This is a genomic window from Acidovorax sp. Root70, assembly GCF_001428225.1.
In the GTDB taxonomy this organism is placed as follows: Bacteria; Pseudomonadota; Gammaproteobacteria; order Burkholderiales; family Burkholderiaceae_C; genus Acidovorax.
In genome coordinates this window covers 334340-360423 of the sequence record NZ_LMHQ01000028.1, presented here as the reverse complement: position 1 = coordinate 360423, position 26084 = coordinate 334340, and the positions used below count along the sequence as shown (strand labels likewise).

Sequence of the window (26084 nt, the reverse complement as noted above, 5' to 3'; positions counted from 1 at the left end):
GTGCTGCACGAATGTTGAAGCGGCAATCACGGCACTGCAGGTGTGGCGCAGAGTGGGTCGTAAGAGCGACAGCGCGTGAGGCATGCTGTAACGCAGTCTCACGCTGCGGGCCCGTTATTGCAGGCCCGTGGGTACGCTGGTGCCCAACGCTTGCGAACCGACACTTTGCGCGAACCTGCCGCAGATACCAAGCTGCGTCCTCACGCCGCGTATCAGGCTCGGAGCGTCTCGGAGGCAGCCAAACGGTCCAACTCTGCGCAGACGTCCGCCATGCGGCCTGCAATCACCAGGCGACCCGAGCCTGTGTCAGAGGCCCGGCGCAGCACCCTGGGGGCCTTGGGGGCGCAGGTGTCTGTGCCTAAGCACGCCAAAAAGGCTTGCCGCTTGCTGCCATGCGCGTGTGCTGGCAGAAAAGACCGGTGAGCGGTGGGGCCGGCGGGGCCCTCCGGTGCCCGTACAGGAGGCCTTGCGGTAAAAGGCCAGTTACCGCGCAATGGGCGCTGTCCTGGGGGCTCCGTGGAGTTGTTGGGTGGCGTTGCAGAGGTTGCATGGCTGCGACAGGCCATTGCCATCAGCGCACCGGTATTGGCGCCTGCCAGGTCTCCTGGCTCTGCCGACAAGTTCTGCCGGACTTTGGCCGTACGCGTCGGGTTCGCAAACAGCTGTTTCAGGCTGCGCAGAGGGTTCTGCACTGAAGAAAGGGTGAACAAAGCAATTCCCATGTGAAAACTCCGAAAGTCGGGGGTTGGACATAGGCAGGATTGCGACGTGGTTGTATGCCAAAGCACCTGAAAACAGCGCGAATCGATCCCCCGGCAGAGCAGCGAGCTGCTCCGCCGGTGCATCAATCAAGTCTTGCTTGAGAGGCCTTGGCGTTCAACGGGACCTGCACCGCAGGGCTGATGTACCGACCACGATGATCTGTACGTCAAACGCCCGCCACCCACGGTGTGGCCCTGTGGATATGTGCTACATGAGCATGGTGTTGCGGATAAGTCCCACTGCCAAGCCTTCAATTTCGAAGGGTTCGCCAGGCTGCACCACGATCACTGGATAGTCGGGGTTCTCGGGCAGTAATTCGATGGCAGTCGCTGTGCGGCGCAGTCGCTTGACGGTGACATCGTCACCCAGGCGGGCCACGATGATCTGGCCGTTGCGAGCCTCACGGGTGGACTGCACCGCGAGCAAGTCCCCGTCCATGATGCCGACGTCGCGCATGGACATTCCACGCACCTTGAGCAGGTAATCGGGCTTGTGCTGGAAGAGGCTGTTCTCCACGCTGTAGGTCTGGTCCACGTGTTCCTGCGCGAGAATGGGTGACCCCGCTGCCACCCGTCCTACCAGGGGCAAGACCAGCTGCGACAGGCCCGGGATGGGCAGGCTGAACTGGTTGCCACGTGCGGCGTTGATGGAGCGTACCGTGTCGCCACGCAGGCGGATGCCCCGCGATGTGCCGCTGACCAGTTCGATCACGCCTTTGCGGGCCAGGGCCTGCAGGTGTTCTTCGGCCGCATTGGCCGATTTGAAACCCAGCTCGGCCGCGATTTCTGCGCGGGTGGGGGGCGCGCCGGTGCGTGCAATGGCGGTCTGGATGAGGTCCAGAATCTGCTGCTGGCGGGCGGTGAGTTTGGGGTTGTCGAGCATGGTGGTTTCCGGTGCAGACGGTTACAGTGACGAACAACTGTTTTTTAATCCAGTAACTGTATTTTTCACCAGTTTTTCGGAGTATGCAAGTGAGTGGGCAAAAAATTGTGGTTTTGGGCACGGGGGGCACGATTGCTGGCACCTCGGCACAGGCGGGGGACAACATTGGCTACACCGCTGCGCAGGTAGGGGTGGAGCAACTGCTGAATGCGGTGCCCGGCTTGCAGGCGCTGGCAGGCGGCGGCTTGGTGGCAGAGCAAGTGGCCCAGATCGACAGCAAGGACATGGAGTGCGAGGTTTGGCGCACATTGGCACTGCGATGCGCCCACCATCTGAACGACCCAGAGGTGCGGGGTGTGGTCATTACCCACGGCACGGACACCCTGGAAGAGACGGCCTGGTTTTTGCACGAAGTGCTGGATGCGCGCAAACCCGTGGTGCTGACCTGCGCCATGCGGCCCGCCACCGCCCTGACCCCCGATGGTCCCCAGAACCTGCTGGACGCGGTGGCCGTAGTGCTGGCACCGGGGTCGATGGGTGTGCTGGCTGTTGCTGCGGGTGATGTGCACGGCGCTCGCCATGTGCAAAAAGTGCATCCCTATCGCGTCAATGCTTTCAGCTCCGGGGAGGCTGGCGCTTTGGGCTGGGTCGAAGAGGGAACCGTTCGTTGGGCATTCAATGGGCCCGTAGTTCTGGAAAATCAAGCTTCTGGCGCTATGAATAGTGTAGTAAATGCTGCTGCCTGGCCCTGGGTGGAAGTGATCATGAACCATGCAGGTGCGTCGGGCAGGGCGGTGGACGCCCTTGCGCGCGAGGGGGTGCAGGGCCTGGTGGTGGCCTGCACTGGCAATGGCACGATTCACCATGATCTGGAGGCGGCCTTGCTGCGTGCACAGACCGCTGGGGTGCGGGTGGTGCGCTCGACCCGCTGCGCCGAGGGGCAGGTGCTGCCCAAGCCCGGAGACGCGCTGCCTGCCTCGCAAGGTCTGTCACCCGTCAAGGCGCGGGTTGCCTTGATCCTGGATTTGCTGCGGATGGATTGAGCAGGAAGGGTTGCGCACCGTGTTCACTGCCCTCAAGACTTACGCCTGGGCTTACCCCGCGCTCGAAGTCGTACACATCGTGGGCATTGCGCTGTTGCTCGGCAATCTCGTTGTGTTGGAGTTGAGGGTGTTTGGGCGCGGTGCGGCCTTGTCGGTCAAAGAACTGGCCCGGCTGAGCTTGAGTCTGGCGCTGTGCGGCTTTGGGCTGGCGGCGGCGTCGGGTCTGTTGATGTTTGCCACCCAACCCATGGAGTTGATCAGCAACCGGGCCTTTACCTGGAAGATGCTGTTGTTAATGCTTGCGGGCTGCAATGCGGCGTGGTTTCATGCACGCGGTTCGCTCACGCGCCTGGATGGTTTGGCGCGTTGGCAAATGCTGGCCTCCACGCTGGTGTGGCTGGCGGTGGTGGCCTGTGGCCGCTGGATCGCGTACGTTTGACATTTGCCCATTTTGTTCATCAGGAGCCTGTATGAGCCTGCAACGTCGCCATGTGCTGATCGCCGCGAGTGCCTTGCCTTTGGGGGTGCATGCACACCATGGCTGGAGCAGCTTTGATGCAGATCGGCCGCTGTATCTGGAGGGCTCCGTGCGCAAGGTACGCTGGCAGAACCCGCATGCCGAGCTGGAGCTGGAGCTACCCGCCGCGCTCCAATTGCCTGCGGACCTTGCGCAGCGAGCAGTGCCCGCTCAGACTGCGCCCGTGGATGGGCGTGCGTTGCTGGCCAAGACTGTGCTGCCCACCCGCAAGGACCGCATCTGGGAGATCGAGCTAGCGCCCCTGACCCGCCTGCAGGCCTGGCAGGTGCCGGAGATCAAGCCGGGCGCTGCGCTGTCCGTTGTTGGATTTACCTTGCGGGACGAGAAGGGTGTGGCGGTGCTGCGCGCCGAGTACCTGTTTGTGGGCGGCAAGGCCTATGGCTTGCGCTCCAGTCCTGCCTGAGCGGGGTAGGGTAGTCGGCGTGGTGGCTGCGTTCTCACCCGCCCTGGGGCAAGTTGGCGGCACTGTTTCCGCCTTTATTGATTCACCATGAAAAAAGCGACACCCCGGTGTGGAGCGTCGCTTGATGGGCATTGCCCGCCCGAGTCTGCGTCAGGCGAGTGGGATGCGGCTCAATCAATCAGCTGGCCAGTGCCTGCAGCGCGCGCGCGGTGATCTCGTCCACGCTGCCCGTGCCACTGATGGCGCGGTACTTGGGCGCAGCGGTGGGCTCGGCCTGGGCCCAGTTGCTGTAGTAGTCCACGAGGGGACGCGTCTGGTCGCTGTAGACCTGCAGGCGCTTCTTGACGGTTTCTTCCTTGTCGTCTTCGCGCTGGATCAGTTCTTCGCCGGTCACATCGTCCTTGCCTTCGACCTTGGGGGGGTTGAACTTGACATGGTAGGTGCGGCCGCTGGCGGGGTGCGAGCGGCGGCCACTCATGCGTTCGATGATGGCGTCAAAGGGCACATCGATTTCGAGCACGTAGTCGAGCTTGACGCCGGCGGCCTTCATGGCGTCGGCCTGGGGGATGGTGCGGGGGAATCCGTCAAACAGGAAGCCGTTGGCACAGTCTGCCTGCGTGATGCGCTCCTTGACCAGACCGATGATGATGTCGTCACTGACCAGGGCGCCCGAATCCATCACCGCCTTGGCCTGCAGGCCCAGGGGGGTGCCGGCCTTGACGGCTGCACGCAGCATGTCGCCAGTGGAGATTTGGGGGATGCCGTACTTCTGGCAGATGAACGTGGCTTGCGTGCCCTTTCCGGCGCCAGGCGCGCCCAACAGAATCAGTCTCATGGATGTCCTCGAAGGTTAGAAATCGGGTGGCGCCGCTGGCGGGGACGTTCGAAGGGCGCCTGAAGCCGTTCTGTGCGCCCGGGATGCGGTGCTCTCGTTACAGTTGAGGATAGCATGTGACCGCCTTGCGCTGACTTACAGGGGTGACCGTTTCTAGGTCGGTGCGCCCACCTGGCCGTCAGGCGTCCCCCCATGCGTGCAAAGCGCGCCCCAAGTGCGCACCGCCAGGAGCCTGAGAACGATCAGCAGAGCAGTGCGCGCACCCGTTCCAGGTCCTCGGGCGTGTCCACGCCCGGGCCCGGCGCCACGTCTGCCACGTGCACGGCAATGCGGTGACCGTGCCAGAGTGCGCGAAGCTGTTCCAGCGCCTCGACTGCCTCGGTCGGTGCGGGCGCCAGTTGCGGAAACTGCCGGAGGAACCCGGCGCGATAGCTGTAGATGCCCACATGCCGCAGCGGCGCAAAACCTTGCAGCGCCGCCACACCGGGCTGGGCGGCCTGCGCCGCGCCTTGCCACCAGGCCGTGCCCGCGTGGTCGCGCCCAAAAGGGATGGGTGCACGGCTGAAGTAGTGGGCCAGACCCCGTGCGTCCAGCACCACCTTCACCACATTGGGGTTGGTGTAGTCGGCCAAGGACGCGATGGCATGGGCGGCGGTGCCCATGCTGGCTTCGGGGCGTTGGCCTTCGCGGTCTTGCAGCAAAGCGGCCACGTCGTTGATGAGCGCGGGGTCTATCAGCGGCTCGTCGCCCTGCACGTTGACCACGATGTCGTCGCCGTCCAGACCCAGTTGCACGCACGCTTCGGCCAGCCGGTCGCTGCCGCTGGCATGGTCGGCCCGGGTCATGACAGCGTGTACGCCATGGGCCGCGCAGGCTTGCAGGATACGGGCGTCGTCCGCAGCTACCACCACGCGGGTTGCGCCGCTCTGTGCGGCACGTTGGGCCACGCGCACCACCATGGGCAGGCCGGCAATGTCGGCCAGCGGCTTGTCCGGCAGGCGGCTCGATGCCATGCGGGCCGGGATCAGCACCGTGAAGGGGCTTGCGGTGGCAGCGTGGGCGTTCACCGCTCCAGTTCCTCGTCAGTCAGCGTGCGGGCTTCGTTCTCCAGCAGCACCGGGATTCCATCGCGCACCGGGTAGGCCAGGCGCGCGCTGCGCGAGATGAGTTCCTGCGCCTCGCGGTCGTAAGTCAGGGGGCCCTTGGTGACGGGGCAGACCAGCAGTTCAAGCAGTTTCGGGTCCATGGGGAGGGGCTTTCCGGGGGGATTCGTTCAGGCAGGGGGCGATGATAGCGGCGGCTTTGTGGTCTCGGCTCCAGGGACGAGCTGGGCCAACCAGCCATTCAGCGCGTCAAAAAAGGAAGGTGCCAGCCTCACGGCCAACGGTACAGTCAGTGCGTCCGGGTGATGGCTCCAGAGCTTCACGGCGTCTTTTTCAGTGCAAACAAGCTGTAAGTGCTTGTTAGATGTGCGCTGCCAGCTATCAAAATTATAGTGATCGGACAGCGCCTCGGTGCGTTCCAGGGTCAGACCTTGGGCACGCAGCATGGCAAAGAAGTCACCGGGCCTGGCCACTGCCGCCACCGCATGCAGCGGTTGCCCTTGCAGGTCGGCCAGCGGCACCTGGCGGCCGTCCGACTGCAGGGCGTAGGGCGCGAGGCTGCGTTGAAGCGCAAACGCAGGTGCCGTCGTTCCACAGGGCGGCGCACTGCCCGCGTGCAGCACCATATCCACAGCGCGGGGCCAGGGCTCCCGCAGCGGGCCTGCGGGCAGCAGAAAACCGTTGCCGATGCCTTGGTCATTGAAGATGCAGATCTCCAGGTCCCGCTGCAGTGCCAGGTGCTGCAAGCCGTCGTCGCAGACGATCACATCGGTATCAGGGTAGGCCGCCAGCAGCGCACGTGCGGCGGTGATGCGGCGTGGGGCCACAAACACGGGCACCATGCCGCCACCCGCCACGCTGCGGGCAATCAGGGCAGGTTCGTCGCCCACCTCGCTGGCGGGGCTGTCGGGTTGCACGGCACGGCAGTCCTGCATGCTGCGGCCATAGCCGCGCGAGATCACGCCTGGGCGCAGGCCGCGTGCCTGCAGGTGTTTGACGAGTGCGATGACTACGGGCGTCTTGCCGGCGCCTCCGGCAATCACATTGCCCACCACGATGACGGGGCGGCCCGGGTGTTCGGCGCGAAGCCAGCCCCTGCGGTACAGCCAGCGGCGCAAGGCGACCAAGGCGCCATACAGTAGGGAGACAGGCCATAGCGCCCAGGCCGCTGGACCCCGGGACTGCCAGATGTTCTGCAGCCGCTGTTCGGTCTTGGGTGGGGAGGCCTGCAGGGCCGAAGTCCGGGGCGGCTGCGGCCCGAAAGCGGCCATGCCCGTCAGCGACTGGCCGCGCGGCCCGACGCGGAAGACTGCGTGGCAAACGTGATCTGCGTGAGGCCCACGCGGCGCGCGGCTTCCATCACCGTGACCACGGACTGGTGCGGCGACATGGCGTCGGCGCTGATGATGACCACGCTGTCGCGGCCCGCCGTTGCGGCGCTGCGCAACGCTTGCGCGATCGCGTCCACGCTCTTGCCTTCGACGCCGGTCTTGTTGACGGCGTAGCGGCCGTCTGCTGCCACCGAGACAATCACTTCCTTGGGGCGGTCGCGCTGCTGCTCGGCATCGGCCACGGGCAGGGTGAGCTGCAGCTCCGTGAACTTGCTGTAGGTGGTGGTCAGCATCAGAAAGATGAGGATCACCAGCAGCACGTCGATGAACGGGATCAGATTGATCTCGGGCTCATCCTTGGCGCGGGGGCGAAAGTTCATGGCGCTTATTTGGCTTTGCGCAGGCGCAGGATGTGGCGAACGAACTGCTCCGAAGCCAGCTCCAGCGTGAGCAGGTAAGCATCCACGCGGGCCCGGAAGTAGCGCCAGAAGATCAGGGAGGGGATGGCCACGATCAGGCCAAATGCCGTGTTGTACAGCGCGATCGAGATCCCGTGCGCCAGCTGGGCCGGGTTGCCGCCACCCATGGCCTGGCCCACACCACCGCCGCCAGACTGCGAGCCAAAGATCTCGATCATGCCGATGACGGTGCCCAACAGGCCCAGCAGTGGCGCCGCCGAGGCGATGGTGGCGAGGGCGGAGAGGTACTTTTCCAGCCGGTGAGCGACGGCCCGGCCGGTGCCTTCCATGGCAGCGCGCAGGTCGGTCTCGCTGCATTGGGGGTTGCTGTTGAGGGTACGCAGACCGCTGGCAAGCACCTCACCCAGGGCGGAGTTTTGCGCCAGCTGGTTCACCACGTCAGGGGTGGGCAGGGCCTTGGACGACACCGTGATGGCTTCGTCGAGCAGCTGGGGGGGGGCAACGCGGGCCGTTTTCAGGGCCAGAAAACGTTCAAAAATCAGTGCCAGTCCCAGGATGGAACACGCGACCAGGGGCCAGATGGGCCAGCCTGCGGCTTGTATGATGGACAGCAAATCTCTCTCCGCGCAGATGAAAGCAATCGGCGATTATGGCCTAGCTTGCAACGGCCGCCGAGTCACAAATAGTTACGCTATTGCGCATGCCATCGACCGGCACGCTCACCCACAAAAACTGTGGATAACTTTGTGGGCAACCCGCATCCAGAGCCCCGCCAAGTGGCTTCGCGCCGTGCTTGCAACAGAATGATGAAAAAATGTGCAATGAAAAACGTATATAAATCAATGACTTGTACGTGGGCTGGTGTTTTGCGGCCGGTGGCGCCGTCGATGCGAGCGGAGACTCCCGCTGGTCCGAAACTGTGGAGTACTTGCACGGTGATCGCGGCGCCAAAGCCCGCCGTTTCTCATGTTTGAGCGCCCAGGCCCAGCAGCGGCGCCCCGAATCTGGGAAGTTGGCGCGCTGTGCCGCGCCATTGCTGACGCCTTAGAGGCGCGCTTCAATCCAGTCGCGGTGCGCGGCGAGATCACGGGCTTCTCGCGCGCATCCAGCGGGCATTGCTATTTTTCGATCAAGGACGCCAACGGGCAGTTGCGCTGTGCCATGTTTCGCCGCGCGGCCACCCTGCTTGACTTTTCGCCGCGCGATGGCGAATTGGTGGAAGTGCGCGGGCGTCTGGGGGTGTACGAGGCGCGGGGCGACCTGCAGTTCATCGTGGAAAGCATGCAGCGCGCGGGGCAGGGCGCGTTGTTCGAGCAGTTTTTGCGGCTGAAGGCGCAGCTCGACGCCGAAGGCCTGTTTGACGTTGCACGCAAGCGCCCGCTGCTTTTGCAGCCGCGTGGTATCGGGCTGGTTACCTCGACCGGTGCGGCAGCGCTGCACGATGTGGTCACGGCGCTGCGCCGCCGGGTGCCGCACATCCCGGTGGTGCTGGTGCCCGCGCAGGTGCAGGGCATGGCCGCCCCACCGTCAATCATTGCAGCGCTATCAAAACTATATCTGTTGGCGCAAGCGGGACGGGCACCTGGGGCTGGTTCGACCCAGAGTCCGCCGATTGACGTGATTCTGCTGGTGCGCGGGGGCGGCTCCATCGAGGACCTGTGGGCCTTCAACGACGAGCAGCTGGCCCGCGCCATCGTGCAAAGCCCGGTGCCCCTGGTCAGCGGCGTGGGGCACGAGACGGATTTCACCATTGCCGACTTTTGCGCAGACCTGCGTGCTCCCACACCCACGGCGGCGGCAGAGCTGGTAGCTCAGCCGCGTGAGGTCTGGCTGGGCGCACTGGACTTGCTCGCGGGCCGCCTGAGCGATGGCGTGGAGCGCCAGCTCGATGCCCGCCACCAGCGGCTGGACCAGGCCGCTGCGCGTCTGGGTCGGCCCTCGGGCCTGGTGGCACGGGAGCAGTTGCAACTGGCGCGCCTTGCGCAGCGCATGCGCCACGGAGTGCTCCTGAAAATGCAGCGCCTGGCGCAGCGCCAACAAGTGCTGGAGGCCCAATTGCCCCAGGCTGTGCGACGCAGCGTGGCGCAGAACGCAGAGCGGCTGGAGCGTGCCGCTCTGCGGCTCGATTTGCTGGACCCGCGCCTCGTGTTGCAGCGCGGGTATGCGCTGCTGACCGACACCAGCGGCCAGGCCGTCACCAGCATCCGCCAGGCCCGGCCCGGTGATGCGCTGCGGGCCACCTTGGCCGATGGGGCGGTGGATGTGACGGTGGCACAGCCACGGTTGCTGTAACTGGGCCACGCGGAGCCAGGGGCTGCAAGCAGCCCTGCTGTAGGACAGAGGCGGTTTGTGGCATGGTGGGCCGGATTGGGGAGTCCACATGCTGCACAGGTCACCTGATGTTCCTACAATGCCCCCTTCGCGCTGCGTCCGACTGCATTGCTCCCGAAAGAGAAGCGTTGCAGGCGGCATCCCAGAATTTCAAACCACGAGGAAACACCACCATGGAACACACCCTTCCCCCGCTGCCCTACGCCATCGACGCCCTGGCCCCGCACTACAGCCAGGAAACCCTGGAGTACCACCACGGCAAGCACCACAACGCCTACGTGGTGAACCTCAACAACCTGCAAAAGGGCACTGAGTTTGAAGCCATGACGCTCGAAGAGATCGTCAAGAAGGCCAGCGGCGGCATCTACAACAACGCAGCGCAAATCTGGAACCACACGTTCTTCTGGAGCTGCATGGCTCCCCAGGGTGGCGGTGAGCCTTCGGGCGCGCTGGCTACGGCCATCAATGCCAAGTGGGGCAGCTACGCCGCCTTCAAGGAAGCCTTTGTGAAGTCCGCCGTGGGCAACTTCGGTTCGGGCTGGACTTGGCTGGTGAAGAAGGCCGACGGCAGCGTGGACATCGTCAACACCGGTGCCGCCGGCACGCCCCTGACCACCGCTGACAAGGCCCTGCTGACCGTGGACGTGTGGGAACACGCGTACTACATCGACTACCGCAACATGCGCCCCAAGTTCGTCGAGACCTTCCTCGACAAGCTGGTGAACTGGAAGTTTGCCGAAGCCAACTTCGCCTGATCGCTCCAGGCAGTCGCGGTGTGACACTCACATCGCGCTCACAACAAAAAACGGCCCTCGGGCCGTTTTTTGTTGCTCCACTGAAAAGTTGAAGTCTTTTCGGCTGGATGCGCTAGGGAATCATGTCTGTGATGCTATTGAAAATATAGCGTCAGCAGCCGGGTGTATTACTGCCGGGCAAACGGGGTCCCGCCGAGTTTGGTCCCGGCCTTGATGCCCTTCTTGGCAAACCAGCCCTGGTTCATCTCCAGCACGTAGCGCACAGGCTTGGTGGAGCAGTGCGAATCCAGCGTCTGGGGCTTCATGTCCTCCAGGTTCACGATGGTGCCGTCATCGGCAATGAAGGCTGCCGTGAGCGGCAGCAAGGTGTTCTTCATCCAGAAGCACTGCTGGGACGGCTGTTCGAACACAAACAGCATGCCCTCGTGCGCGGGCATTTCCTTGCGGTGCATCAGGCCGGTCTGGCGTTCCTGCGGGGTGAGGGCGACCTGGGCATCGATGCGGTGCATGCCGGCGTTCAGATCCACGCGCCGCAGGTTCATCTGCGGGCCTTCCTGTGCCTGCGCGATGCCAGCGGGTGCCGCCAGTGCACAGACCATCACCGCTAGCGTGCCCCAGGCCCGGGCTGCGCGGCGGGCAAGGCGTTGGATGCCGATGGCACCCCGCAGGGCGTCAAACGGGAGGGCTGGGATGGCGCGTAAGGCGGTCATGGGCGGGGCTTTCTGGTCAACAAGGAACAACAACTTACAACGGACTGCGCCAGGGACGGACTGCAGGGGGCGCAAAAAGTTCGGGCAGTACGCAGGCGGGAGGCGGCAGCACCAAAGAAAACGCCCGCATCAGCGGGCGATTTTGAATCAGTGAAGGCCCGAGAACCCTGTGGCAGGGACAGTCAGGCCTTGCGATGCTTCAGGCTGCCTTGTGGGCGGTTTTCTTCTTGGCGACCTTTTTAGTGGTCTTTTTCTTGGCGACCTTCTTGGTGGCCGGGGCAGCAGCCTGGGCCGTCATGGGAGCGGCTGCAGGAGCGGTGGTGGCAGGGGCGGCTGCGGGTGCCTGTGCAAAAGCACCAGCAGTGAACAGACCGGCCACGAGGACAGCGAGGAGTTTTTTCATATATGCCGTTTCCAGTGTGAACGAAGGTTGAAGGGCCGCGCGAAAATCGTACGGCTCCACTCGCAACGATAGCAGCGCCCGGCGCGTTGACAGGGGCTTGGACGAAAATTTTTGTCATTAGAATTGTTCGAAGTCACACCGCCACGCCTGCGGCGGTGCATCTTGTCCTCGCCTTGCCCCTTCATCGACCGAATCACCCTCGGCGTACACCGGAGACTCCCCCCATGACCACTTACCAGCACATCGTGGTGCCTGCCGAAGGCCAGAAAATCACTGTCAACGCCGACATGTCCCTGAATGTGCCGGACGAGCCCATCATTCCCTTCATTGAAGGAGACGGTACCGGCCTCGACATCACGCCCGTCATGATCAAGGTGGTGGACGCCGCCGTGGCCAAGGCCTATGGCGGCAAGAAGAAGATCCACTGGATGGAGGTGTATGCAGGCGAAAAGTCCACCAAGGTCTATGGCCCCGACGTGTGGCTGCCCGACGAAACCCTGCAGGTGCTGCGCGAGTACGTAGTCTCCATCAAGGGGCCGCTCACCACGCCGGTGGGCGGCGGCATCCGTTCGCTGAACGTGGCGCTGCGCCAGGAGCTGGACCTGTACGTCTGCCTGCGCCCTGTGCAGTACTTCAAGGGCGTGCCCTCACCGCTGAAAGAGCCTGAAAAGACCAATATGGTGATCTTCCGCGAGAACTCGGAAGACATCTACGCCGGCATCGAGTTCGAGGCCGAGTCGGACAAGGCGAAAAAGCTCATCAAGTTCCTGCAGGACGAGATGGGCGTGAAGAAGATCCGCTTCCCCAACACGTCCGGCCTGGGGGTGAAGCCGGTCTCCATCGAGGGCACCGAGCGCCTGGTGCGCAAGGCCATCCAGTACGCCATCGACAACGACAAGCCCAGCGTGACCATCGTGCACAAGGGCAACATCATGAAGTTCACCGAAGGCGGCTTCCGCGACTGGGCCTACGCGCTGGCGCAGAAGGAGTTTGGCGCCGAACTGATCGATGGCGGCCCTTGGTGCAAGCTCAAGAACCCCAAGACGGGCAAGGACATCACCGTCAAGGACAGCATTGCCGACGCCTTCCTGCAGCAAATTCTGCTGCGCCCGGCCGAGTATTCGGTGGTGGCCACGCTCAACCTCAACGGCGACTACATCTCCGATGCACTGGCTGCGCAGGTAGGGGGCATCGGCATTGCTCCAGGCGCCAACATGTCCGACTCGGTAGCGTGTTTTGAAGCCACGCATGGCACGGCGCCCAAGTACGCCGGCAAGGACTACGTCAACCCTGGCTCCGAAATCCTTTCGGCCGAGATGATGCTGCGCCACATGGGCTGGACCGCCGCCGCCGACCTGATCATCCGCTCGTTGGAGAAGTCGATTGCCTCCAAAAAGGTGACCTACGACTTTGCCCGCCTGATGGACGGCGCCACGCAGGTGAGCTGCTCAGGCTTTGGCCAAGTGATGATCGACAACATGTAGGACCGGTCACGCGTCGGCGCGGGCAATGTAGCCCGCGTGCTCGGCACGGTTGCCCATGGCACTTTGTGGCCCCTGATCCCGCAACGGGATCAGGGGCTTTGTGTTGGTGGGCGCCGCACACGTTGCGGCTGGTGGCCGGGCGCGGCGGGGTGCCGTTCATTGTTGGTGTTTTGCGGCATTCGCCCCTAATATGGATTGGCGCTGTTGCCGCCTGCGCTGCCTGCCCTGAAGATGTGGCCGGTGGATGCTTCCACGGTGAGGCACAGAGGTGGGGGCCACGCACAGCATGGTGATTGAGTGTGTATCGCCACCTTAGGCAAGAACATTGACACAGGGGGCAGGGCACGGGCGTACCAGGCACACCGGCTGCCACTCCCCCCGGAGCAAGAGGGCTGCATGGCGACTGACTTTTCTGCCGCGTACTGGGAGCAAAACCCCGATGCACTGCTGGTGCTGTCGCCAGACGGCCAGGTGCTCAACTGGAACCCCGCCGCCGAGGGTATCTTTGGCTACCCCCAGGCAGAGGCGCTGGGGCGTTCGGTGCTGGAGCTGATCGTCCCCGCAGACCGGGCGAAGGAAGACGCCGACATGCGCGCCGAGGCACTGCGCGGAAGTTCTGTGGTGCACGAATCGGTGCGGCGGCGCAAGGATGGCTCGCTGGTGCATGTCAATGTGTCCACCAAGGCAGTGTGTGCGGCGGATGGGCAGTTGCTTCACTACCTGTCCAGCACCAAGGACGTCACCCAGCTCAAGGTGCAGCGAGATGCCAAGCTGCTCGAAGCGCGATTTCGCGACCTGCTGGAATCCACCCCTGATGCAATCGTGATGGTCAACGTGACCGGGCGCATCGTGCTGGTCAACTCGCAAGCCGAGCGCGTGTTTGGGTACCCCCGTGCCGAATTGCTGGGGCAGGCGGTGGAGGTGCTGCTGCCCCACCGCTACCGCGGTGCCCACCTGGGCCACCGCAGCGGCTTTTTTGGCCAGCCACGCACCCGCACCATGGGGGCGGGGTTGGAGCTGCACGGCCTGCGCAAGGACGGCGGTGAGTTCCCGGTCGAGATCAGCCTGAGTCCCATCGACACCGAAGAGGGCACCATGGTGATGAGCGCCATCCGCGACATCACCGACCGCAAGCGGGCGGACCAGAAGTTCAAGGACCTGCTGGAGGCCGCGCCCGACGCCATGGTCATCGTTAACCGCGAGGGGCACATCGTGCTCGTCAACTCGCAGGCAGTGAAGCTGTTTGGCTGGAGCCGCGACGAGCTGCTGGGGCAGCCCATCGAGCTGCTGGTGCCTCAGCGCTTCAGCGCCCGCCACCCTGACCATCGGCACAATTTTTTTGCCGAACCGCGCACCCGCTCCATGGGCGCTGGGCTGGAGCTGCATGGCCTGCGCAAGGACGGCAGCGAGTTCCCGGTGGAGATCAGCCTGAGTCCGCTGGAGACCGAAGAGGGCCTGTTTGTCTCCAGCGCCATCCGCGACGTGACCGAGCGCAAGCGCATCGAGCAGGTGCTGCGCGACAAGAACCTGGAGCTGGAGAACGCGGCGCTGGTGAAAGACCGCTTTCTGGCCAGCATGTCGCACGAACTGCGCACACCGCTCAACGCCATCATCGGCTTTACCGGCACGCTCTTGATGAAGCTGCCCGGACCGCTCAACACCGAGCAGGATAAGCAACTGCGCATCGTGCAGACCGGGGCCAAGCACCTGCTGTCGCTCATCAATGATCTGCTGGACGTGGCCAAGCTCAGCGCCAACAAGGTCACGCTGAACCTGGAGCCAGTGGACTGCAAAACCCTGATCGAAGAAGTGTCTGCCACACTGGAGTTGGAGGCGCGGCGCAAGGGCTTGGCCTTTGCTGTGCATACGCCGCCGGTGGATGTCTTGCTGCTCACCGATCGGCGCGCGCTCAGCCAGATCCTCATCAACCTCGTGGGCAATGCCATCAAATTCACGCAACAGGGACGGGTGGATGTGGTGCTGCAGGAGCTGCAGTTGCCCACCGGCCGTGCCGTGCAGCTACGGGTGCAGGACACCGGCCCTGGCATACCGCTGCAGGAGCAGCCCCGGCTGTTCGAGGCGTTTTCACGGGTGGAAAGCGCGGACCGCCGCCACCACGAGGGCACCGGCCTGGGTCTGCACCTGAGTCGCAAGCTGGCCGAGGCCTTGGGCGGCACGCTGGGTTTTGACAGCACCGAGGGCCTGGGCAGCACCTTCACCCTGCAATTGCCGGAGCATGTGGCATGACGACCACCACCACACATCCCGCCTCCGTGCTGGTCATCGAGGACGATGACGCCAGCCGCATGCTGGTCACCTACCTGCTGGAAGCCGCCGGCCACCGGGTGCTGGCCGCCGAGAACGGTGCCGTGGGGCTGGAGCTGGCCCTGGCCGAAGGCCCCGACATCGTGCTGTGCGACCTGCAGATGCCGGTGATGAACGGCTACGAAGTGGCGCGCGGGCTGCGTGCCAGCCCGCGCTGGCGGGTAGTGCCTCTGGTCGCGGTGACGGCCTTCTCGATGCCGGGCGACCGCGAGAAGGCGCTCGAAGTCGGTTTTAATGAACACCTGTCCAAGCCCATCACGCCCGAGACCTTTGTGCAGCAGATCGAGGCGTTTTTGGCTGGAGCCCGCCCAACCTCGTCCCAATCCGGTTGAACACCCCGCACGTACAGCATGGCAAAGATCCTCGTCGTCGATGACCTCCCCGCCAACCGCGCGCTGGTGGTGACCCTCGTCGGGCACAGCGGCCACCAGGCGCTGGAGGCGGCCGATGGCGCCGAGGCGCTGGCTGTGGTCCGTGCCGAGCGGCCGGACCTGGTGATCTCCGACATCCTGATGCCGACCATGGACGGCTTTGAGTTCGTGCGGCAACTGCGCTCGGACCATGGTCTGGCGGCCACGCAGGTGATCTTTTGCAGCGCTCACTACCAGGAGGAAGAAGCCCTGCGCCTGGCCGAGGCCTGTGGCGTGACCCAGGTGCTGTTCAAGCCCTGTGAGCCGCAGGACATCCTGGCCGCCATCGAGCAGGCGCTGACGCAGATTCGCCACCAGCCGTCGGTGGCGCTGGAGCACGGCTTTCAGACCCGCCACCTGCAGCTGATGACCGACAAGCTCACCGGCAACATGGCCGAGCTGGAGGCCATGAACCGGCGCTTGTCTGCGCTGACCGATCTGAACCTGCAACTGGCCTCCGAGCGCGACCCGCAGGTGCTGCTGGCCAATGTATGCCGGGGTGCGCTCGAGCTGGTGGGGGCGCAATATGCCGTGCTGTGCGTGGTGCGCAAACACGGCGAAGGGGCCATCACCTGCACCAGTGGTATCGACCCCGCACAACAGACCGGGCCGCTGGAGCAGCCCGTGGTGTCGCACGGGCTGCTGGGCCAGCTGCGTGCCGAGCGCCGCTCGCACCGCATCGTCAACGAGGGTGCCGACCCGGTGGCGCTGGGCCTGCCCACCGGCTACCCGCCCGTGCACACGGCGGTGATGGCGCCCATTGTGTCGCTGTCGTTCTCCTACGGCTGGCTGTGCCTGGCCAACAAGCAGGGGGCCCCAGCCTTCAGCGCCGACGATGAAAAAGTCCTGGCCATCCTGGGCGCGCAGGTGGGGCGCATCTACGAGAACGGCAGCCTGTACCAGGAGATCCAGCAGCACGCCGACCAGCTGCAGGTGCAGGTGCAGGAACGCCAGCGGGCCATGGATGCCTTGCGCGCCAGCAAGACCAGCCTGCGCAGGGCGCAGGTGCTGGCCAAGATCTCCCATGTCATCAGCGGGCCAGACGGAGCCTTTGAGAGCTGGCTCGATACCTTGCCCGATATGCTCGGGCTGGACGACAGCGCCATGCCCCGCTCGGCCCGCGACTGGCTGTCGCTGGTGCACCCCGACGACCGCGACATGTTCCGCCGCCACGCGCTGCAGGCCGCGCACCTGGGGGCGCGCATGGATTTCATCTACCGTGTCGTGCGTGGCGACGGCCAGCCGCTGTATCTGCGCCAGGTGATGGAGCCGCTGGAGGACGAGGCAGGCCGGGGCGAGCAGGGCCGCTGGTTCAACACCATCCAGGACATCACGAAGGAAAAGCGCGCCGAGGAAGAGCTGCACGAGAGCGACCGTCGCTTCAACGACATGCTCGACAAGGTCGAGATGATCTCGCTGATGCTGGACTGCGAAGGCCGCATCACCTATTGCAACGACTACCTGCTGCGCCTGACAGGCTGGCAGCGCGATGAGGTGTTTGGGCGCAACTGGTTCGACCTGTTTGTGCCCCCCGGGGGGGCTGAGGTGCGCGGCGTGTTTGCCGACGTGCTGGCCGACCGACCCTCAGCCTGGCACTACGACAACGAGATCCTCACCCGCTCGGGTGGGCGGCGCCTGGTGCACTGGAACAACACCGTGCTGCGCTCGGTGGGCGGGCAGGTGACGGGGGTGGCGGCCCTGGGCGAAGACATTACCGCCCGTCGCGATGCCGAGCGCCGCATCAAGCGGCTCAACCGGGTGTACGCCGTGCTCAGCGGCATCAACACCCTCATCGTGCGCGTGCGCCAGCGTGACGAGCTGTTCCGCGAGGCGTGCCGCATCGCGGTGGAGCACGGCCAGTTCAAGATCGCCTGGATCGGCCGCGTGGACCATTCCCTGCAAGAGGTGGTGCCGGTGGCCCTGGCAGGCGCGGGAGCAAACTTTCTGATGCACGTGCGGCGCCGGCTGTGGCTGACCGACACCCCCAGGGTGGGCGAAAGCCTGAGCGCGAGCGTGGTGCGCACCCACGAGGCCGTGGTGTGCGAGGACATCCAGAACGACCCGCGCGTGCTGGTGCCCAAGGAACTGGCCGAGCGCGGTGTGGCATCGATGGCCGTGCTGCCTTTGCTGGTGGCCCACCAGGTGGTGGGGGTGATTGCCCTGTTTGCCGACGAGGCCGGGTTTTTTGACGAGGAGGAGATGCACCTGCTTACCGAGCTGGCGGGGGACATCGGCTTTGCCATGGACCACCTCGATAAGGAGGAGCGGCTGAACTACCTGGCGTACTACGACGACATCACCGGCCTGCCCAACCGCACCCTGTTTCTGGAGCGCGGCGGCCAGCACCTGCGGCCCCGCGAGGGCGCCAAGACGCTGCTGGGCATCGGGCTGGTGGATATCAGCCGGTTTCGCATCGTCAATGACACCCTGGGGCGCCAGGTGGGGGACGAGCTGCTCAAGCAGGTGGCACTGCGGCTGCAGCATGCAGCGGGCAATCTGTATGACGTGGCGCGCATCGGCATCAACAGCTTCGGCATTGCCGTGACCGAGGCGCGCGATGCTGGTGCGGTGGCGCTGGCGGTGGACCTGCTGGTGCGCGCCTGTTTCGATACCCCCTTCATGGTGGGCGGCACGGAGCTGCGCATGGCGGCCAAGGCCGGTGTGGCGCTGTACCCCATGGACGGCGCCGACGCCGAGACCCTGCTGCGCAACGCCGAGGCGGCCCTCAACAAGGCCAAGGCCTCGGCCGACAGCCTGCTGTTCTACACCTCGGAGATGAACACCCGCGTGGCCGAGGCGCTGAGCCTGGAAGGGCGCCTGCGCGCCGCACTGGAGCAGGGCCAGTTCGTGCTGCACTATCAGCCCAAGCTCCATCTGGCCAGCGGCACCATCACCGGCGCTGAGGCCCTGATTCGCTGGAACGACCCGCGCCGGGGCCTGGTGCCGCCGGTGCATTTCATCCCCATCCTGGAAGAGACGGGCCTCATCTATGACGTGGGCCGCTGGGCGCTGCGGCAGGCGCTGGCCGACAACCTGCGCTGGCGCCAGGCAGGGCTGGCGCCCCTGCGGGTGGCCGTCAACGTGTCGTTCTTGCAGCTGCGGCACCGGGACTTCATCGCCGAGGTGCGTGATGCCGTGGCCTACGATGCCCAGGCGGCCAGCGGCCTGGAGCTGGAGATCACCGAAAGCATGGTGATGGATGATGTGGATCGCAGCACGCAAAGCCTGCACGCCCTGCGCCAGATGGGCATCACCATTGCCATCGATGACTTTGGCACGGGGTTCTCATCGCTGAGCTACCTGGCCAAGTTGCCGGTGGATACGCTCAAGATCGACCGGTCCTTCATCCTGAACATGGCCTCGGGCCCGCAGGGCGTGGCGCTGGTGTCCACCATCGTCAACCTGGGGCACTCGCTGGGGCTGAAGGTGGTGGCCGAAGGGGTGGAGACCGAGGAGCAGTCTGGGCGCCTGGCGCTTCTGGGCTGCGACGAAATCCAGGGGTATCTGCTGAGCCAGCCCGTCGCGGCCGAGGTGTTTGAAGCGCAGTTCTTGCAAACCCTGGTGGGGAAATAGCCGACAAAAAAAGCCGACCCGCAGGTCGGCGCGATCGGCATGACTGGCGTGGAGAGTATGGCTGGCGGTGGCGGCGGGTCGCTATGACGGCCGGGCCACCAGCCCGCCACCCTCAGCCTTTTTGCACCATCTTGATGATGCTGGAAAAGTCCAGTGCGCCATGGCCCGCCAGGCTGTGCGCGGCATACAGATTGCGCGCCAGGCCGCCCAGTGGGGTGCTGGCCTTGACGGCCGCTGCGTTCTCCTGCGCCAGGCCCAGGTCCTTGAGCATCAGGTCGGTGCCAAAGCCGCCCGCGTAGCCCTTGCTGGCGGGCGCGGTTTCCATCACGCCCGGCATGGGGTTGTACTTCTCCAGCGCCCAGTTGCCGCCCGAGCTGCGGCGCATGATTTCGCTCAGCACCTTGGGGTCCAGGCCGTTGGCCACGCCCAGGGCAATGGCCTCGCTGGTGCCCGCCATCAGGATGCCCAGCAGCATGTTGTTGCAGATCTTGGCCGTCTGGCCTGCGCCCACGCTGCCGGCGTGGAAGATGTTGGCGCCCATTTTTTCGAGCACGGGGCGGGCGCGTTCCAGGTCGGCCGCATCGCCGCCCACCATGAAGGTGAGGGTGCCTGCAATGGCGCCGCCGGTGCCACCCGACACGGGCGCGTCGATAAAAGCCACGCCCTTGGCCTTGGCGGCCTCGGCCACCTTGCGGGAGGTGGCGGCAGCGATGGTGGAGCAGTCGATGATCAGCGTGCCCGCAGGCAGCTGGGCCAGCAGGTCGCCTGCGCCGAGGAAGAGGCCTTCCACATGCTGGCTGGCGGGCAGCATGCTGATGACGACTTCGGCGCCTGCGACTGCTGCCTTGGCGTCAGCGGCGATGGGCACGCCGTCTGCGGCCAGCTTGTCGCGGGCGGGTTGTGAGAGGTCGAAGGCGCGCACTTCGTGGCCTGCCTTGTGCAGGTTGTGTGCCATGGGGCCGCCCATGTTGCCGAGGCCGATGAATGCGATTTTCATGCTGTGTTGCTCCTGATGTCGTTGTGATGGTGAAAGAAAAGGGTTCGGGTTTGGTATGAATTTGATAGCTACCAGCGCATATTTATCTAGCGCTTGAGCCCAAAAACATCTGAAATCAATCGGTGATGTCTGCTCCGCGGCCCGCCAGCTCAGCGCGGAGCACCGACCGGTGGCAGCGCGCTTCGTCTTCGCAGTAGCAGCCCAGCGACATGGCGCTGTGGTGCGACAGCGCGGCCAGCAAATCCAGCGTGCGGCTGGCCTCGGGCTGGGCCAGTTCTTTGCGGAACTGTTTGGCGAAAGCCTCCCAAGCCTTGTCGCCTTCTTGGCCAGTAGGCACCTGCTGGCCCTGGGCCATGAGGTCGGCGCTGGGGGAGAGCAGGGGGTACCACACGTCGTAGTAGTCGCGGCTGGCGAACTCGGCCTTGGGCACGCCACGCGGCGGGCGGCGCACGGTGCCAATGCGGGTGCCTTCCCCAGCGGCGCGCGGGGTGCCAAGGCGGACGATGCGAAGGGGCATGGTGGGGCTCCGGGTGGGGGTGTAGGGGCAAGTCAGTCGTCGGCTTCGAAGATGCTGTGCTTCTTGGCTGCGGGCTTTTGGGCAGGGGGCTTGGCGGCCTTGGTGGTCGCGCTTGTCGCGCTTTTCGCGCGCGTGCCTGTTGCCACGGCTTTCTTGGCAGGAGCTGGCCGGGCTTTGGCGGCATCCCTTTTTTTCTTGGGCGGTGCCGCCTTGGCGTGCGGGTTGTAGGCCAGTGCTTCGTCGATCCAGAAGCTCCACTGCGCACGGGTGGAAAAGCCGTTGGGCTCCACCCAGAAGTAGCCCTTCATCCCACCGCCTGGAGAGAGTTCGCGCGTGTTCTGCATCTCCTGCAGCTCGCCGTGCCGTTCCGGCTGCAAGCGCACCAGCAGCTCCTCGCCCTTGACGGCGATGCACATCTTGCCGTCCACAAAGAAGGCGTGCGTTCCAAACAGGGCACGCTCCTCCACATCGCTGCGGTGCGCGAGCGCCGTGCGCACGGCGTCGATCAGGTGCAGGGTTTCGTCGGACAGCGGGCGGGCGGGCATGGCGAGAGCAAAAAATGCCGGTAGCGCTAGTGGAATATGCCTGAATAGCTATGAATGTTGTAGCTACCGGATGGCCTCGGTGGCGTCCCCATCCAGCATGCGCCGCGCAATGATCACGCGCATGATTTCGTTGGTGCCTTCCAGAATCTGGTGCACACGTGCGTCGCGCAGCAGGCGCTCCAGCGGGTATTCGCGGATGTAGCCGTAGCCGCCGTGCAGTTGCAGGGCCTCGTTGACCACGGTAAAGCCTGCGTCGGTGGAAAAACGTTTGGCCATGGCGCAGTAGGTAGAGGCGTCGCGCGCACCGGCGTCCAGCTTGCTGGCGGCCAGGCGCACCATCTGGCGGGCTGCGACCAGTTCTGTGGCCATGTCGGCCAGCTTGAACTGCAGGGCCTGGAAGCTGGCGATGGGTTTGCCAAACTGTTTGCGGTCTTGCATGTACTGCTGGGCGGCGTTGAGCGCGCCTTGGGCTGCGCCCACCGAGCAGGTGGCGATGTTGATGCGGCCGCCGTCCAGGCCCTTCATCGCGATCTTGAAGCCTTCGCCCTCGCGGCCCAGCAGGTGGTCGGCGGGGATGCGCACGTTGTCAAAGCTGATGGTGCGCGTGGGCTGGCTGTTCCAGCCCATCTTTTGTTCCTTTTTGCCGTAGCTGATGCCGGGCGCATCGGCGGGCACGGCAAAGGCGCTGATGCCGCCCGCGCCCGATTGCGCATCGCCGGTGCGGGCCATGAGCACCAGCACGTCGGTGCTGCCTGCGCCGCTGATGAAGGCCTTGGCGCCGTTGATGACGTATTCGTTGCCCACCAGCTCAGCACGCGTCTTGAGTGAAGCGGCGTCGGAGCCTGCGCCAGGCTCGGTGAGGCAGTAGCTGGCGAGCTTTTCGCCGGTGGTGAGCAGTGGGCCCCAGTGGTCGCGCACGGCGGGTGTGGCCCAGGTGCCCAGCATCCAGGTCGCCATGTTGTGGATGGTGATGAAGGCGGTGGTGGATGGGTCCACGGCCGCCATTTCTTCAAAGACCAGCGTGGCGTCCAGCCGGGGCAGGGCGAGGCCACCGGCGGCTTCGGGTGCATACAGGCCACAAAAGCCCAGCTCGCCCGCCTTGGCGATGGCTTCTTTGGGGAAGATGCCTTCTTCGTCCCAGTGCGCGGCGTGGGGTGCCAGCTCTGCCTGGGCAAAGTCGCGCGCAGTCTGGGCAAAGGCGCGCTGCTCTTCGGTGAGTTCAAAGTCCATGGTGTTCTGTCTCTTGGCTTTTTGTTGTTCTGGGGTGGGGCGTGTTCATGGCTTGCCGGACGGGTGGTCCAGCGTCAGCCAGCGCATCAGGCCCTTGCGGCGCGCCTGGGTCTCGGCCGTGAGGCACTCGTGGTACAGGCGCGGCCACTGGGGTTGCGATTCGTTGCTGCGCTGGGCTTGCTTGCAGCGTGTGGTGCGCTCACGCTGCCAGGCGGTGTGCTCCTGCCGCAGTTGGGGCCGCTCGTGGGCCGACAGCGCGCGCATCACGTCGCCGTAGAGGACAGCGATCTCTGTATCTGCCGCCTGGAAGGTTTGCACGGCGCAGGCGTTGATTTCTTCCACGGTACCACCAGGCTTGCAGGCCGCACCGGCCTGCGCGTGGACATTGGCACCCACCAGCATCACGCACGCAGCACCGAAGACCACGGCCCATCTCCGCATCGTTGTCTGAAAAGTTTGCATGCACCGCTTTTACCACCGACAACCGCTCGCAAAAACTGGCACTGCCTAAGCCAGTGCCACCGTGCAAGGGCCGCCATCAAGCGGTTCAGGCACGGGTGGCGTCCCCCTTCCGCATCGCGCAGCGATGCAGAGAAAGGGGGAAGCGGCGCAGCCGCTCAGGGGGTTACTTCAGACTAATCGTCGTGTTCACACCATGCGAGATGGTGCTGTCATCAAACCAGCGCGCCGTCACGGTCTTGGTCTGTGTGTAGAACAGCACGACCTGCTTGCCGTAGGGGCCCAGGTCGCCCAGCTTGGAAGCGCGCGAGCCCGAGAACGAGAACAGCGGCACTGGCACAGGGATTGGCACGTTGATGCCGACCTGGCCCACGTCGATCTCTTCCTGGAACTTGCGCGCCGCCGCACCCGACTGGGTGAAGATGGCGGTGCCGTTGCCGTTGGGGTTGCTGTTGATGAACTCGATGGCTTCGTCAATGTCGGCAGCGGCCGACAGGCACAGCACGGGGCCAAAGATTTCCTGGTCGTAGATGGCCATGCCGGGTTTGACGCCGCTGAACACCGTGGGGCCCACAAAGTTGCCCTTTTCGTAGCCGGCCACCTGGGGCTTGCGGCCGTCCAGTTCCAGCTTGGCGCCGTCGGCAATGCCACGCTCGATCAGGCCTTCCACACGCGACAGTGCGGCGCACGACACGACCGGACCCACATCCGTACCCTTTTCCACACCAGCGCTCACCTTGAGCGTCTTGGCCTTCTCGACCAGCTCGGGAATCCACTTTTGTGCCTCGCCCACCAGCACCACCACCGACAGCGCCATGCAGCGCTGGCCTGCGGCGCCGAAGGCGGCACCGGCCAGGGCGTTCAGGGTCTGTTCCTTGTTGGCATCGGGCATCACGATGGCGTGGTTCTTGGCACCCATCATGCATTGCACGCGCTTGCCGTTCAGGCTCGCGCGGTTGTAGACGTGCGTGCCCACCTTGGTGGAGCCCACAAAGCTGATCGCCTTGATGTCCTTGTGGTCGCAGATGGCGTTCACGGCCATTTCGCCGCCGTGCACCACGTTCAGCACGCCAGCGGGGATGCCGGCTTGCAGCGCCAGCTCGCACAGGCGCATGGTCACCATGGGGTCTTGCTCGGAGGGCTTGAGCACGAAGGTGTTGCCCGTGGCAATGGCCATGGGGAACATCCACAGCGGGATCATGGCGGGGAAGTTGAAGGGGGTGATGCCTGCGCACACGCCCAGGGGCTGCAGCAGGGTGTAGGTGTCCACACCACCGGCGACGTTGTTGGCCAGCTCGCCCAGCTGCAGGTTGCCGATGCTGGCGGCGTGTTCGACCACTTCGAGGCCGCGGAACACATCGCCTTCGGCGTCGGGCAGGGTCTTGCCCTGTTCAGCCGTGAGGATGGCAGCCAGCTCGGCCATGTTTTCGCGGATGAGCTGCTGGTATTTGAGGAAGATGCGGGCGCGGGTGCCGATGGGGGTCTTCTTCCAGGTCTTGAACGCTTCCTTGGCCGAGGCTACGGCGGCATTGATTTCGTCCTGCGTGGCAAACGGCACGCGGGCCAGCACCTCTTGCGTGGCCGGGTTCACCACATCGCGCCATTCGGTGGTCTTGGATTCGACGAACTGGCCGCCGATCAACAGCTTGACGGTGGGGGCCAGCACGGCCTGGGAAGTGGGTGCGTTCATGGGGTGTGTCTCCTGGAAAAAATGCGTGCAGGGGTGCGGCAAGGTGCCTCGAACTGCACCATGTTAGCTGTGCGAAATTGCTGGTGCAATAGAGAAAATTGCACTTTGTTTTTGCATATTTGCACATCGCCAACTTGCTTGTGCTGGCCCCACGGCACAGCGCCCGCCCGGGGCCTTGCCCGCATATACGGTGCAAGGCCCCAGGCGGGCGCGAGGGTCATTCGACAGGTTGTGCAGGCGCAAGGCCCCTGGCCGTCACTCCAGGCTGATATTGGCTTTCTGGATCAGCAGCTTGTACTGCTCGGACTTGACCCCGGCCTGGCGCTGGATTTCTTCGACCGACCACGACAGGGGCTCGAACGCAAAGGTGTTGAATTTCTCGCGCACTTCGGGCTCTTGCAGCACTTTCAGCACATCGGCGTGGATCTGGGCGCGCACCGGTGCGGGCACGCCTTTGACGGCCAGCAGGGACACGAACGAGTTCACGTCCACCTGCGCGGGGCCACCGGCCTCGGCCAGCGTGGGCACATCGGGCAGCTGCGCAATGCGGCGCGGGCCGGCCACCGCCAGGTAGCGGATCTTGCCGGCCTTGTAGATGCCCTGGCTGGAGGGAATGCTGGCCAGGCTCCAGGCCGGGTCGCCATTGGCAACCGAGGTGAACAGCTGGCTGACCTCGCGGAACGGCACATGGGTCATTTGTGTGCCGTCCACCAGGTCCAGCCACTCCCCGCCCAGGTGGCCTGGGCTGCCCACTCCCCACGAGCCGTAGCTCACCGCGCCCTGGCCCTTCTTGGCGGCCGCAATCAGGTCGCCCATGTTCTTCCAGGGGGATTGCGTGGGCACGGCAACAAGGAACGGCGTGCGGAATAGCGGCGCCACCGGGTCAAAAACCTGCAAGGTCTGGAAGTTGCGTTGCTTGTAGAGGTGGGGCAGGGCGGACAGGTGTTCGCTGTCCAGCTGCAGCAGGGTATGGCCGTCCGGCGCGCCGCGGCGCGCGGCCTCGATGGCGATGAAGCCGCCGCCGCCGGGGCGGTTGTCCACCGTCACGCTTTGCTTCCAGGCCACCGACAGCTTGTTGGCCACCAGGCGCAGCACCGCGTCGGGGCCGCTGCCCACGGCGAATGCGGTGACCACGGTGACCGGCTTGCTGGGAAAGGCGGGCGCGCTGCCCTGGGCCCAGGCCAGGCCGGTGGCGCTGGCGCCGCCCAGCAGCAGGGCTGCAGTGGTGAGCGCACGGCGGCGCAGGCCGCGCTGCGGGACCAGGGTGTCGTGGTGGTGGGGCGCCGAAGTGGCGGATGGGAAGGCGGGCATGGTTTGTCTCCTGGTTGTAGTGATGAAT

25 protein-coding genes are annotated in these 26084 nt (G+C 64.9%); 9 read left to right on the top strand and 16 right to left on the bottom strand.

What is annotated here, in order from left to right; genetic code table 11:
• Positions 1-969: 969 nt before the first annotated feature.
• The gene (gene lexA / locus ASD94_RS16245) at positions 970-1644 is read right to left on the bottom strand and encodes a transcriptional repressor LexA (RefSeq protein ID WP_056644864.1); all 675 of its coding nucleotides are present in this window, start codon (positions 1642-1644) and stop codon (positions 970-972) included.
• A gap of 83 nt (positions 1645-1727) precedes the next feature.
• On the opposite strand from lexA, the gene ASD94_RS16240 reads away from it, so the two are divergent.
• From ASD94_RS16240 to ASD94_RS16230, 3 genes are read left to right on the top strand one after another with little or no spacing between them, the layout of a single operon-like run.
• A complete protein-coding gene (locus ASD94_RS16240; RefSeq protein ID WP_056644861.1) occupies positions 1728-2687 on the top strand; it encodes an asparaginase in 960 nt (319 codons plus the stop codon).
• A gap of 19 nt (positions 2688-2706) precedes the next feature.
• Positions 2707-3126, top strand: a complete 420-nt coding sequence (locus tag ASD94_RS16235; protein WP_056645108.1) for a hypothetical protein — start codon at positions 2707-2709, stop codon at positions 3124-3126.
• 31 nt (positions 3127-3157) lie between these two features.
• Positions 3158-3628 carry a DUF6152 family protein gene (locus ASD94_RS16230; protein WP_056644858.1) on the top strand — a complete coding sequence of 157 codons (471 nt, stop codon included), beginning with the start codon at positions 3158-3160 and terminating at the stop codon, positions 3626-3628.
• 178 nt (positions 3629-3806) lie between these two features.
• On the opposite strand, the gene adk is transcribed toward ASD94_RS16230, so the two are convergent.
• The 6 genes from adk to ASD94_RS16200 form a co-directional block, all read right to left on the bottom strand.
• Entirely contained in the window at positions 3807-4463 is a 657-nt protein-coding gene (gene adk / locus ASD94_RS16225) for an adenylate kinase (RefSeq protein WP_056644856.1), read from the bottom strand.
• A 242-nt stretch (positions 4464-4705) separates the two neighbouring features.
• The gene (kdsB, locus tag ASD94_RS16220; RefSeq protein WP_082576908.1) at positions 4706-5530 is read right to left on the bottom strand and encodes a 3-deoxy-manno-octulosonate cytidylyltransferase; all 825 of its coding nucleotides are present in this window, start codon (positions 5528-5530) and stop codon (positions 4706-4708) included.
• Positions 5527-5709, bottom strand: a complete 183-nt coding sequence (locus ASD94_RS16215) for a Trm112 family protein (RefSeq protein ID WP_056644853.1) — start codon at positions 5707-5709, stop codon at positions 5527-5529. Before ASD94_RS16215 ends, kdsB begins: the two co-directional genes overlap by 4 nt.
• Positions 5710-5736: 27 nt before the next feature.
• Positions 5737-6837, bottom strand: coding sequence for a tetraacyldisaccharide 4'-kinase (gene lpxK, locus ASD94_RS16210; RefSeq protein WP_082576907.1), 1101 nt, complete (start codon positions 6835-6837; stop codon positions 5737-5739).
• Positions 6838-6842: 5 nt separating this feature from the next.
• Positions 6843-7277, bottom strand: a complete 435-nt coding sequence (locus ASD94_RS16205; protein WP_056644850.1) for a biopolymer transporter ExbD — start codon at positions 7275-7277, stop codon at positions 6843-6845.
• 5 nt (positions 7278-7282) lie between these two features.
• Positions 7283-7930: a MotA/TolQ/ExbB proton channel family protein gene (locus ASD94_RS16200; protein ID WP_056644847.1), complete on the bottom strand. Its 648-nt coding sequence runs from the start codon at positions 7928-7930 to the stop codon at positions 7283-7285.
• 352 nt (positions 7931-8282) lie between these two features.
• Between ASD94_RS16200 and xseA the strand changes: the two genes are divergently transcribed.
• A complete protein-coding gene (gene xseA / locus ASD94_RS16195) occupies positions 8283-9608 on the top strand; it encodes an exodeoxyribonuclease VII large subunit (RefSeq protein WP_056644844.1) in 1326 nt (441 codons plus the stop codon).
• Between the two features lie 212 nt (positions 9609-9820).
• Complete coding sequence (locus ASD94_RS16190) at positions 9821-10402, top strand: superoxide dismutase (protein WP_056644841.1); 582 nt, start codon at positions 9821-9823, stop codon at positions 10400-10402.
• Between the two features lie 167 nt (positions 10403-10569).
• Here the strand turns inward: ASD94_RS16190 and ASD94_RS16185 are convergent, their stop codons facing one another.
• Positions 10570-11112, bottom strand: a complete 543-nt coding sequence (locus ASD94_RS16185) for a DUF192 domain-containing protein (RefSeq protein ID WP_082576906.1) — start codon at positions 11110-11112, stop codon at positions 10570-10572.
• Positions 11113-11311: 199 nt separating this feature from the next.
• Positions 11312-11515: a hypothetical protein gene (locus tag ASD94_RS16180; protein WP_056644838.1), complete on the bottom strand. Its 204-nt coding sequence runs from the start codon at positions 11513-11515 to the stop codon at positions 11312-11314.
• A 224-nt stretch (positions 11516-11739) separates the two neighbouring features.
• Between ASD94_RS16180 and icd the strand changes: the two genes are divergently transcribed.
• From icd to ASD94_RS16160, 4 genes are all read left to right on the top strand, one after another.
• Complete coding sequence (gene icd / locus ASD94_RS16175) at positions 11740-12999, top strand: NADP-dependent isocitrate dehydrogenase (RefSeq protein WP_056644835.1); 1260 nt, start codon at positions 11740-11742, stop codon at positions 12997-12999.
• A 396-nt stretch (positions 13000-13395) separates the two neighbouring features.
• Complete coding sequence (locus ASD94_RS16170; protein WP_056644832.1) at positions 13396-15246, top strand: PAS domain S-box protein; 1851 nt, start codon at positions 13396-13398, stop codon at positions 15244-15246.
• Positions 15243-15656 carry a response regulator gene (locus tag ASD94_RS16165; protein ID WP_056644829.1) on the top strand — a complete coding sequence of 138 codons (414 nt, stop codon included), beginning with the start codon at positions 15243-15245 and terminating at the stop codon, positions 15654-15656. The genes ASD94_RS16170 and ASD94_RS16165 overlap by 4 nt, the downstream gene beginning before the upstream one ends.
• A gap of 18 nt (positions 15657-15674) precedes the next feature.
• On the top strand, positions 15675-19307 hold the full coding sequence (locus ASD94_RS16160; protein WP_056644826.1) for an EAL domain-containing protein: 3633 nt from the start codon (positions 15675-15677) through the stop codon (positions 19305-19307).
• A 112-nt stretch (positions 19308-19419) separates the two neighbouring features.
• On the opposite strand, the gene mmsB is transcribed toward ASD94_RS16160, so the two are convergent.
• The 7 genes from mmsB to ASD94_RS16125 form a co-directional block, all read right to left on the bottom strand.
• Positions 19420-20361: a 3-hydroxyisobutyrate dehydrogenase gene (mmsB, locus tag ASD94_RS16155; RefSeq protein WP_255357449.1), complete on the bottom strand. Its 942-nt coding sequence runs from the start codon at positions 20359-20361 to the stop codon at positions 19420-19422.
• A gap of 58 nt (positions 20362-20419) precedes the next feature.
• Positions 20420-20821, bottom strand: a complete 402-nt coding sequence (locus ASD94_RS16150) for a DUF488 domain-containing protein (protein WP_056644821.1) — start codon at positions 20819-20821, stop codon at positions 20420-20422.
• A 32-nt stretch (positions 20822-20853) separates the two neighbouring features.
• Positions 20854-21366 (bottom strand): TfoX/Sxy family protein, encoded by a 513-nt coding sequence (locus ASD94_RS16145; protein ID WP_056644818.1) that lies wholly within the window; start codon positions 21364-21366, stop codon positions 20854-20856.
• A 63-nt stretch (positions 21367-21429) separates the two neighbouring features.
• Positions 21430-22596, bottom strand: a complete 1167-nt coding sequence (locus tag ASD94_RS16140; RefSeq protein WP_056644815.1) for an acyl-CoA dehydrogenase family protein — start codon at positions 22594-22596, stop codon at positions 21430-21432.
• 45 nt (positions 22597-22641) lie between these two features.
• On the bottom strand, positions 22642-23058 hold the full coding sequence (locus ASD94_RS16135) for a lysozyme inhibitor LprI family protein (protein ID WP_056644812.1): 417 nt from the start codon (positions 23056-23058) through the stop codon (positions 22642-22644).
• Between the two features lie 163 nt (positions 23059-23221).
• Entirely contained in the window at positions 23222-24745 is a 1524-nt protein-coding gene (locus ASD94_RS16130; RefSeq protein WP_056644809.1) for a CoA-acylating methylmalonate-semialdehyde dehydrogenase, read from the bottom strand.
• Positions 24746-25000: 255 nt separating this feature from the next.
• On the bottom strand, positions 25001-26056 hold the full coding sequence (locus ASD94_RS16125) for a tripartite tricarboxylate transporter substrate binding protein (RefSeq protein ID WP_082576904.1): 1056 nt from the start codon (positions 26054-26056) through the stop codon (positions 25001-25003).
• Positions 26057-26084: the final 28 nt, after the last annotated feature.

What these genes read in the sequence shown, in the direction of transcription:
- lexA (WP_056644864.1), bottom strand. Translation starts at nt 1,644, where the DNA reads ATGCTCGACAACCCCAAACTCACCGCCCGCCAGCAGCAGATTCTGGAC.
- ASD94_RS16240 (WP_056644861.1), top strand. Translation starts at nt 1,728, where the DNA reads ATGCAAGTGAGTGGGCAAAAAATTGTGGTTTTGGGCACGGGGGGCACG.
- ASD94_RS16230 (WP_056644858.1), top strand. Translation starts at nt 3,158, where the DNA reads ATGAGCCTGCAACGTCGCCATGTGCTGATCGCCGCGAGTGCCTTGCCT.
- adk (WP_056644856.1), bottom strand. Translation starts at nt 4,463, where the DNA reads ATGAGACTGATTCTGTTGGGCGCGCCTGGCGCCGGAAAGGGCACGCAA.
- ASD94_RS16215 (WP_056644853.1), bottom strand. Translation starts at nt 5,709, where the DNA reads ATGGACCCGAAACTGCTTGAACTGCTGGTCTGCCCCGTCACCAAGGGC.
- lpxK (WP_082576907.1), bottom strand. Translation starts at nt 6,837, where the DNA reads ATGGCCGCTTTCGGGCCGCAGCCGCCCCGGACTTCGGCCCTGCAGGCC.
- ASD94_RS16205 (WP_056644850.1), bottom strand. Translation starts at nt 7,277, where the DNA reads ATGAACTTTCGCCCCCGCGCCAAGGATGAGCCCGAGATCAATCTGATC.
- xseA (WP_056644844.1), top strand. Translation starts at nt 8,283, where the DNA reads ATGTTTGAGCGCCCAGGCCCAGCAGCGGCGCCCCGAATCTGGGAAGTT.
- ASD94_RS16190 (WP_056644841.1), top strand. Translation starts at nt 9,821, where the DNA reads ATGGAACACACCCTTCCCCCGCTGCCCTACGCCATCGACGCCCTGGCC.
- ASD94_RS16185 (WP_082576906.1), bottom strand. Translation starts at nt 11,112, where the DNA reads ATGACCGCCTTACGCGCCATCCCAGCCCTCCCGTTTGACGCCCTGCGG.
- ASD94_RS16180 (WP_056644838.1), bottom strand. Translation starts at nt 11,515, where the DNA reads ATGAAAAAACTCCTCGCTGTCCTCGTGGCCGGTCTGTTCACTGCTGGT.
- icd (WP_056644835.1), top strand. Translation starts at nt 11,740, where the DNA reads ATGACCACTTACCAGCACATCGTGGTGCCTGCCGAAGGCCAGAAAATC.
- ASD94_RS16170 (WP_056644832.1), top strand. Translation starts at nt 13,396, where the DNA reads ATGGCGACTGACTTTTCTGCCGCGTACTGGGAGCAAAACCCCGATGCA.
- ASD94_RS16165 (WP_056644829.1), top strand. Translation starts at nt 15,243, where the DNA reads ATGACGACCACCACCACACATCCCGCCTCCGTGCTGGTCATCGAGGAC.
- ASD94_RS16160 (WP_056644826.1), top strand. Translation starts at nt 15,675, where the DNA reads ATGGCAAAGATCCTCGTCGTCGATGACCTCCCCGCCAACCGCGCGCTG.
- ASD94_RS16150 (WP_056644821.1), bottom strand. Translation starts at nt 20,821, where the DNA reads ATGCCCCTTCGCATCGTCCGCCTTGGCACCCCGCGCGCCGCTGGGGAA.
- ASD94_RS16145 (WP_056644818.1), bottom strand. Translation starts at nt 21,366, where the DNA reads ATGCCCGCCCGCCCGCTGTCCGACGAAACCCTGCACCTGATCGACGCC.
- ASD94_RS16140 (WP_056644815.1), bottom strand. Translation starts at nt 22,596, where the DNA reads ATGGACTTTGAACTCACCGAAGAGCAGCGCGCCTTTGCCCAGACTGCG.
- ASD94_RS16135 (WP_056644812.1), bottom strand. Translation starts at nt 23,058, where the DNA reads ATGCAAACTTTTCAGACAACGATGCGGAGATGGGCCGTGGTCTTCGGT.
- ASD94_RS16130 (WP_056644809.1), bottom strand. Translation starts at nt 24,745, where the DNA reads ATGAACGCACCCACTTCCCAGGCCGTGCTGGCCCCCACCGTCAAGCTG.
- ASD94_RS16125 (WP_082576904.1), bottom strand. Translation starts at nt 26,056, where the DNA reads ATGCCCGCCTTCCCATCCGCCACTTCGGCGCCCCACCACCACGACACC.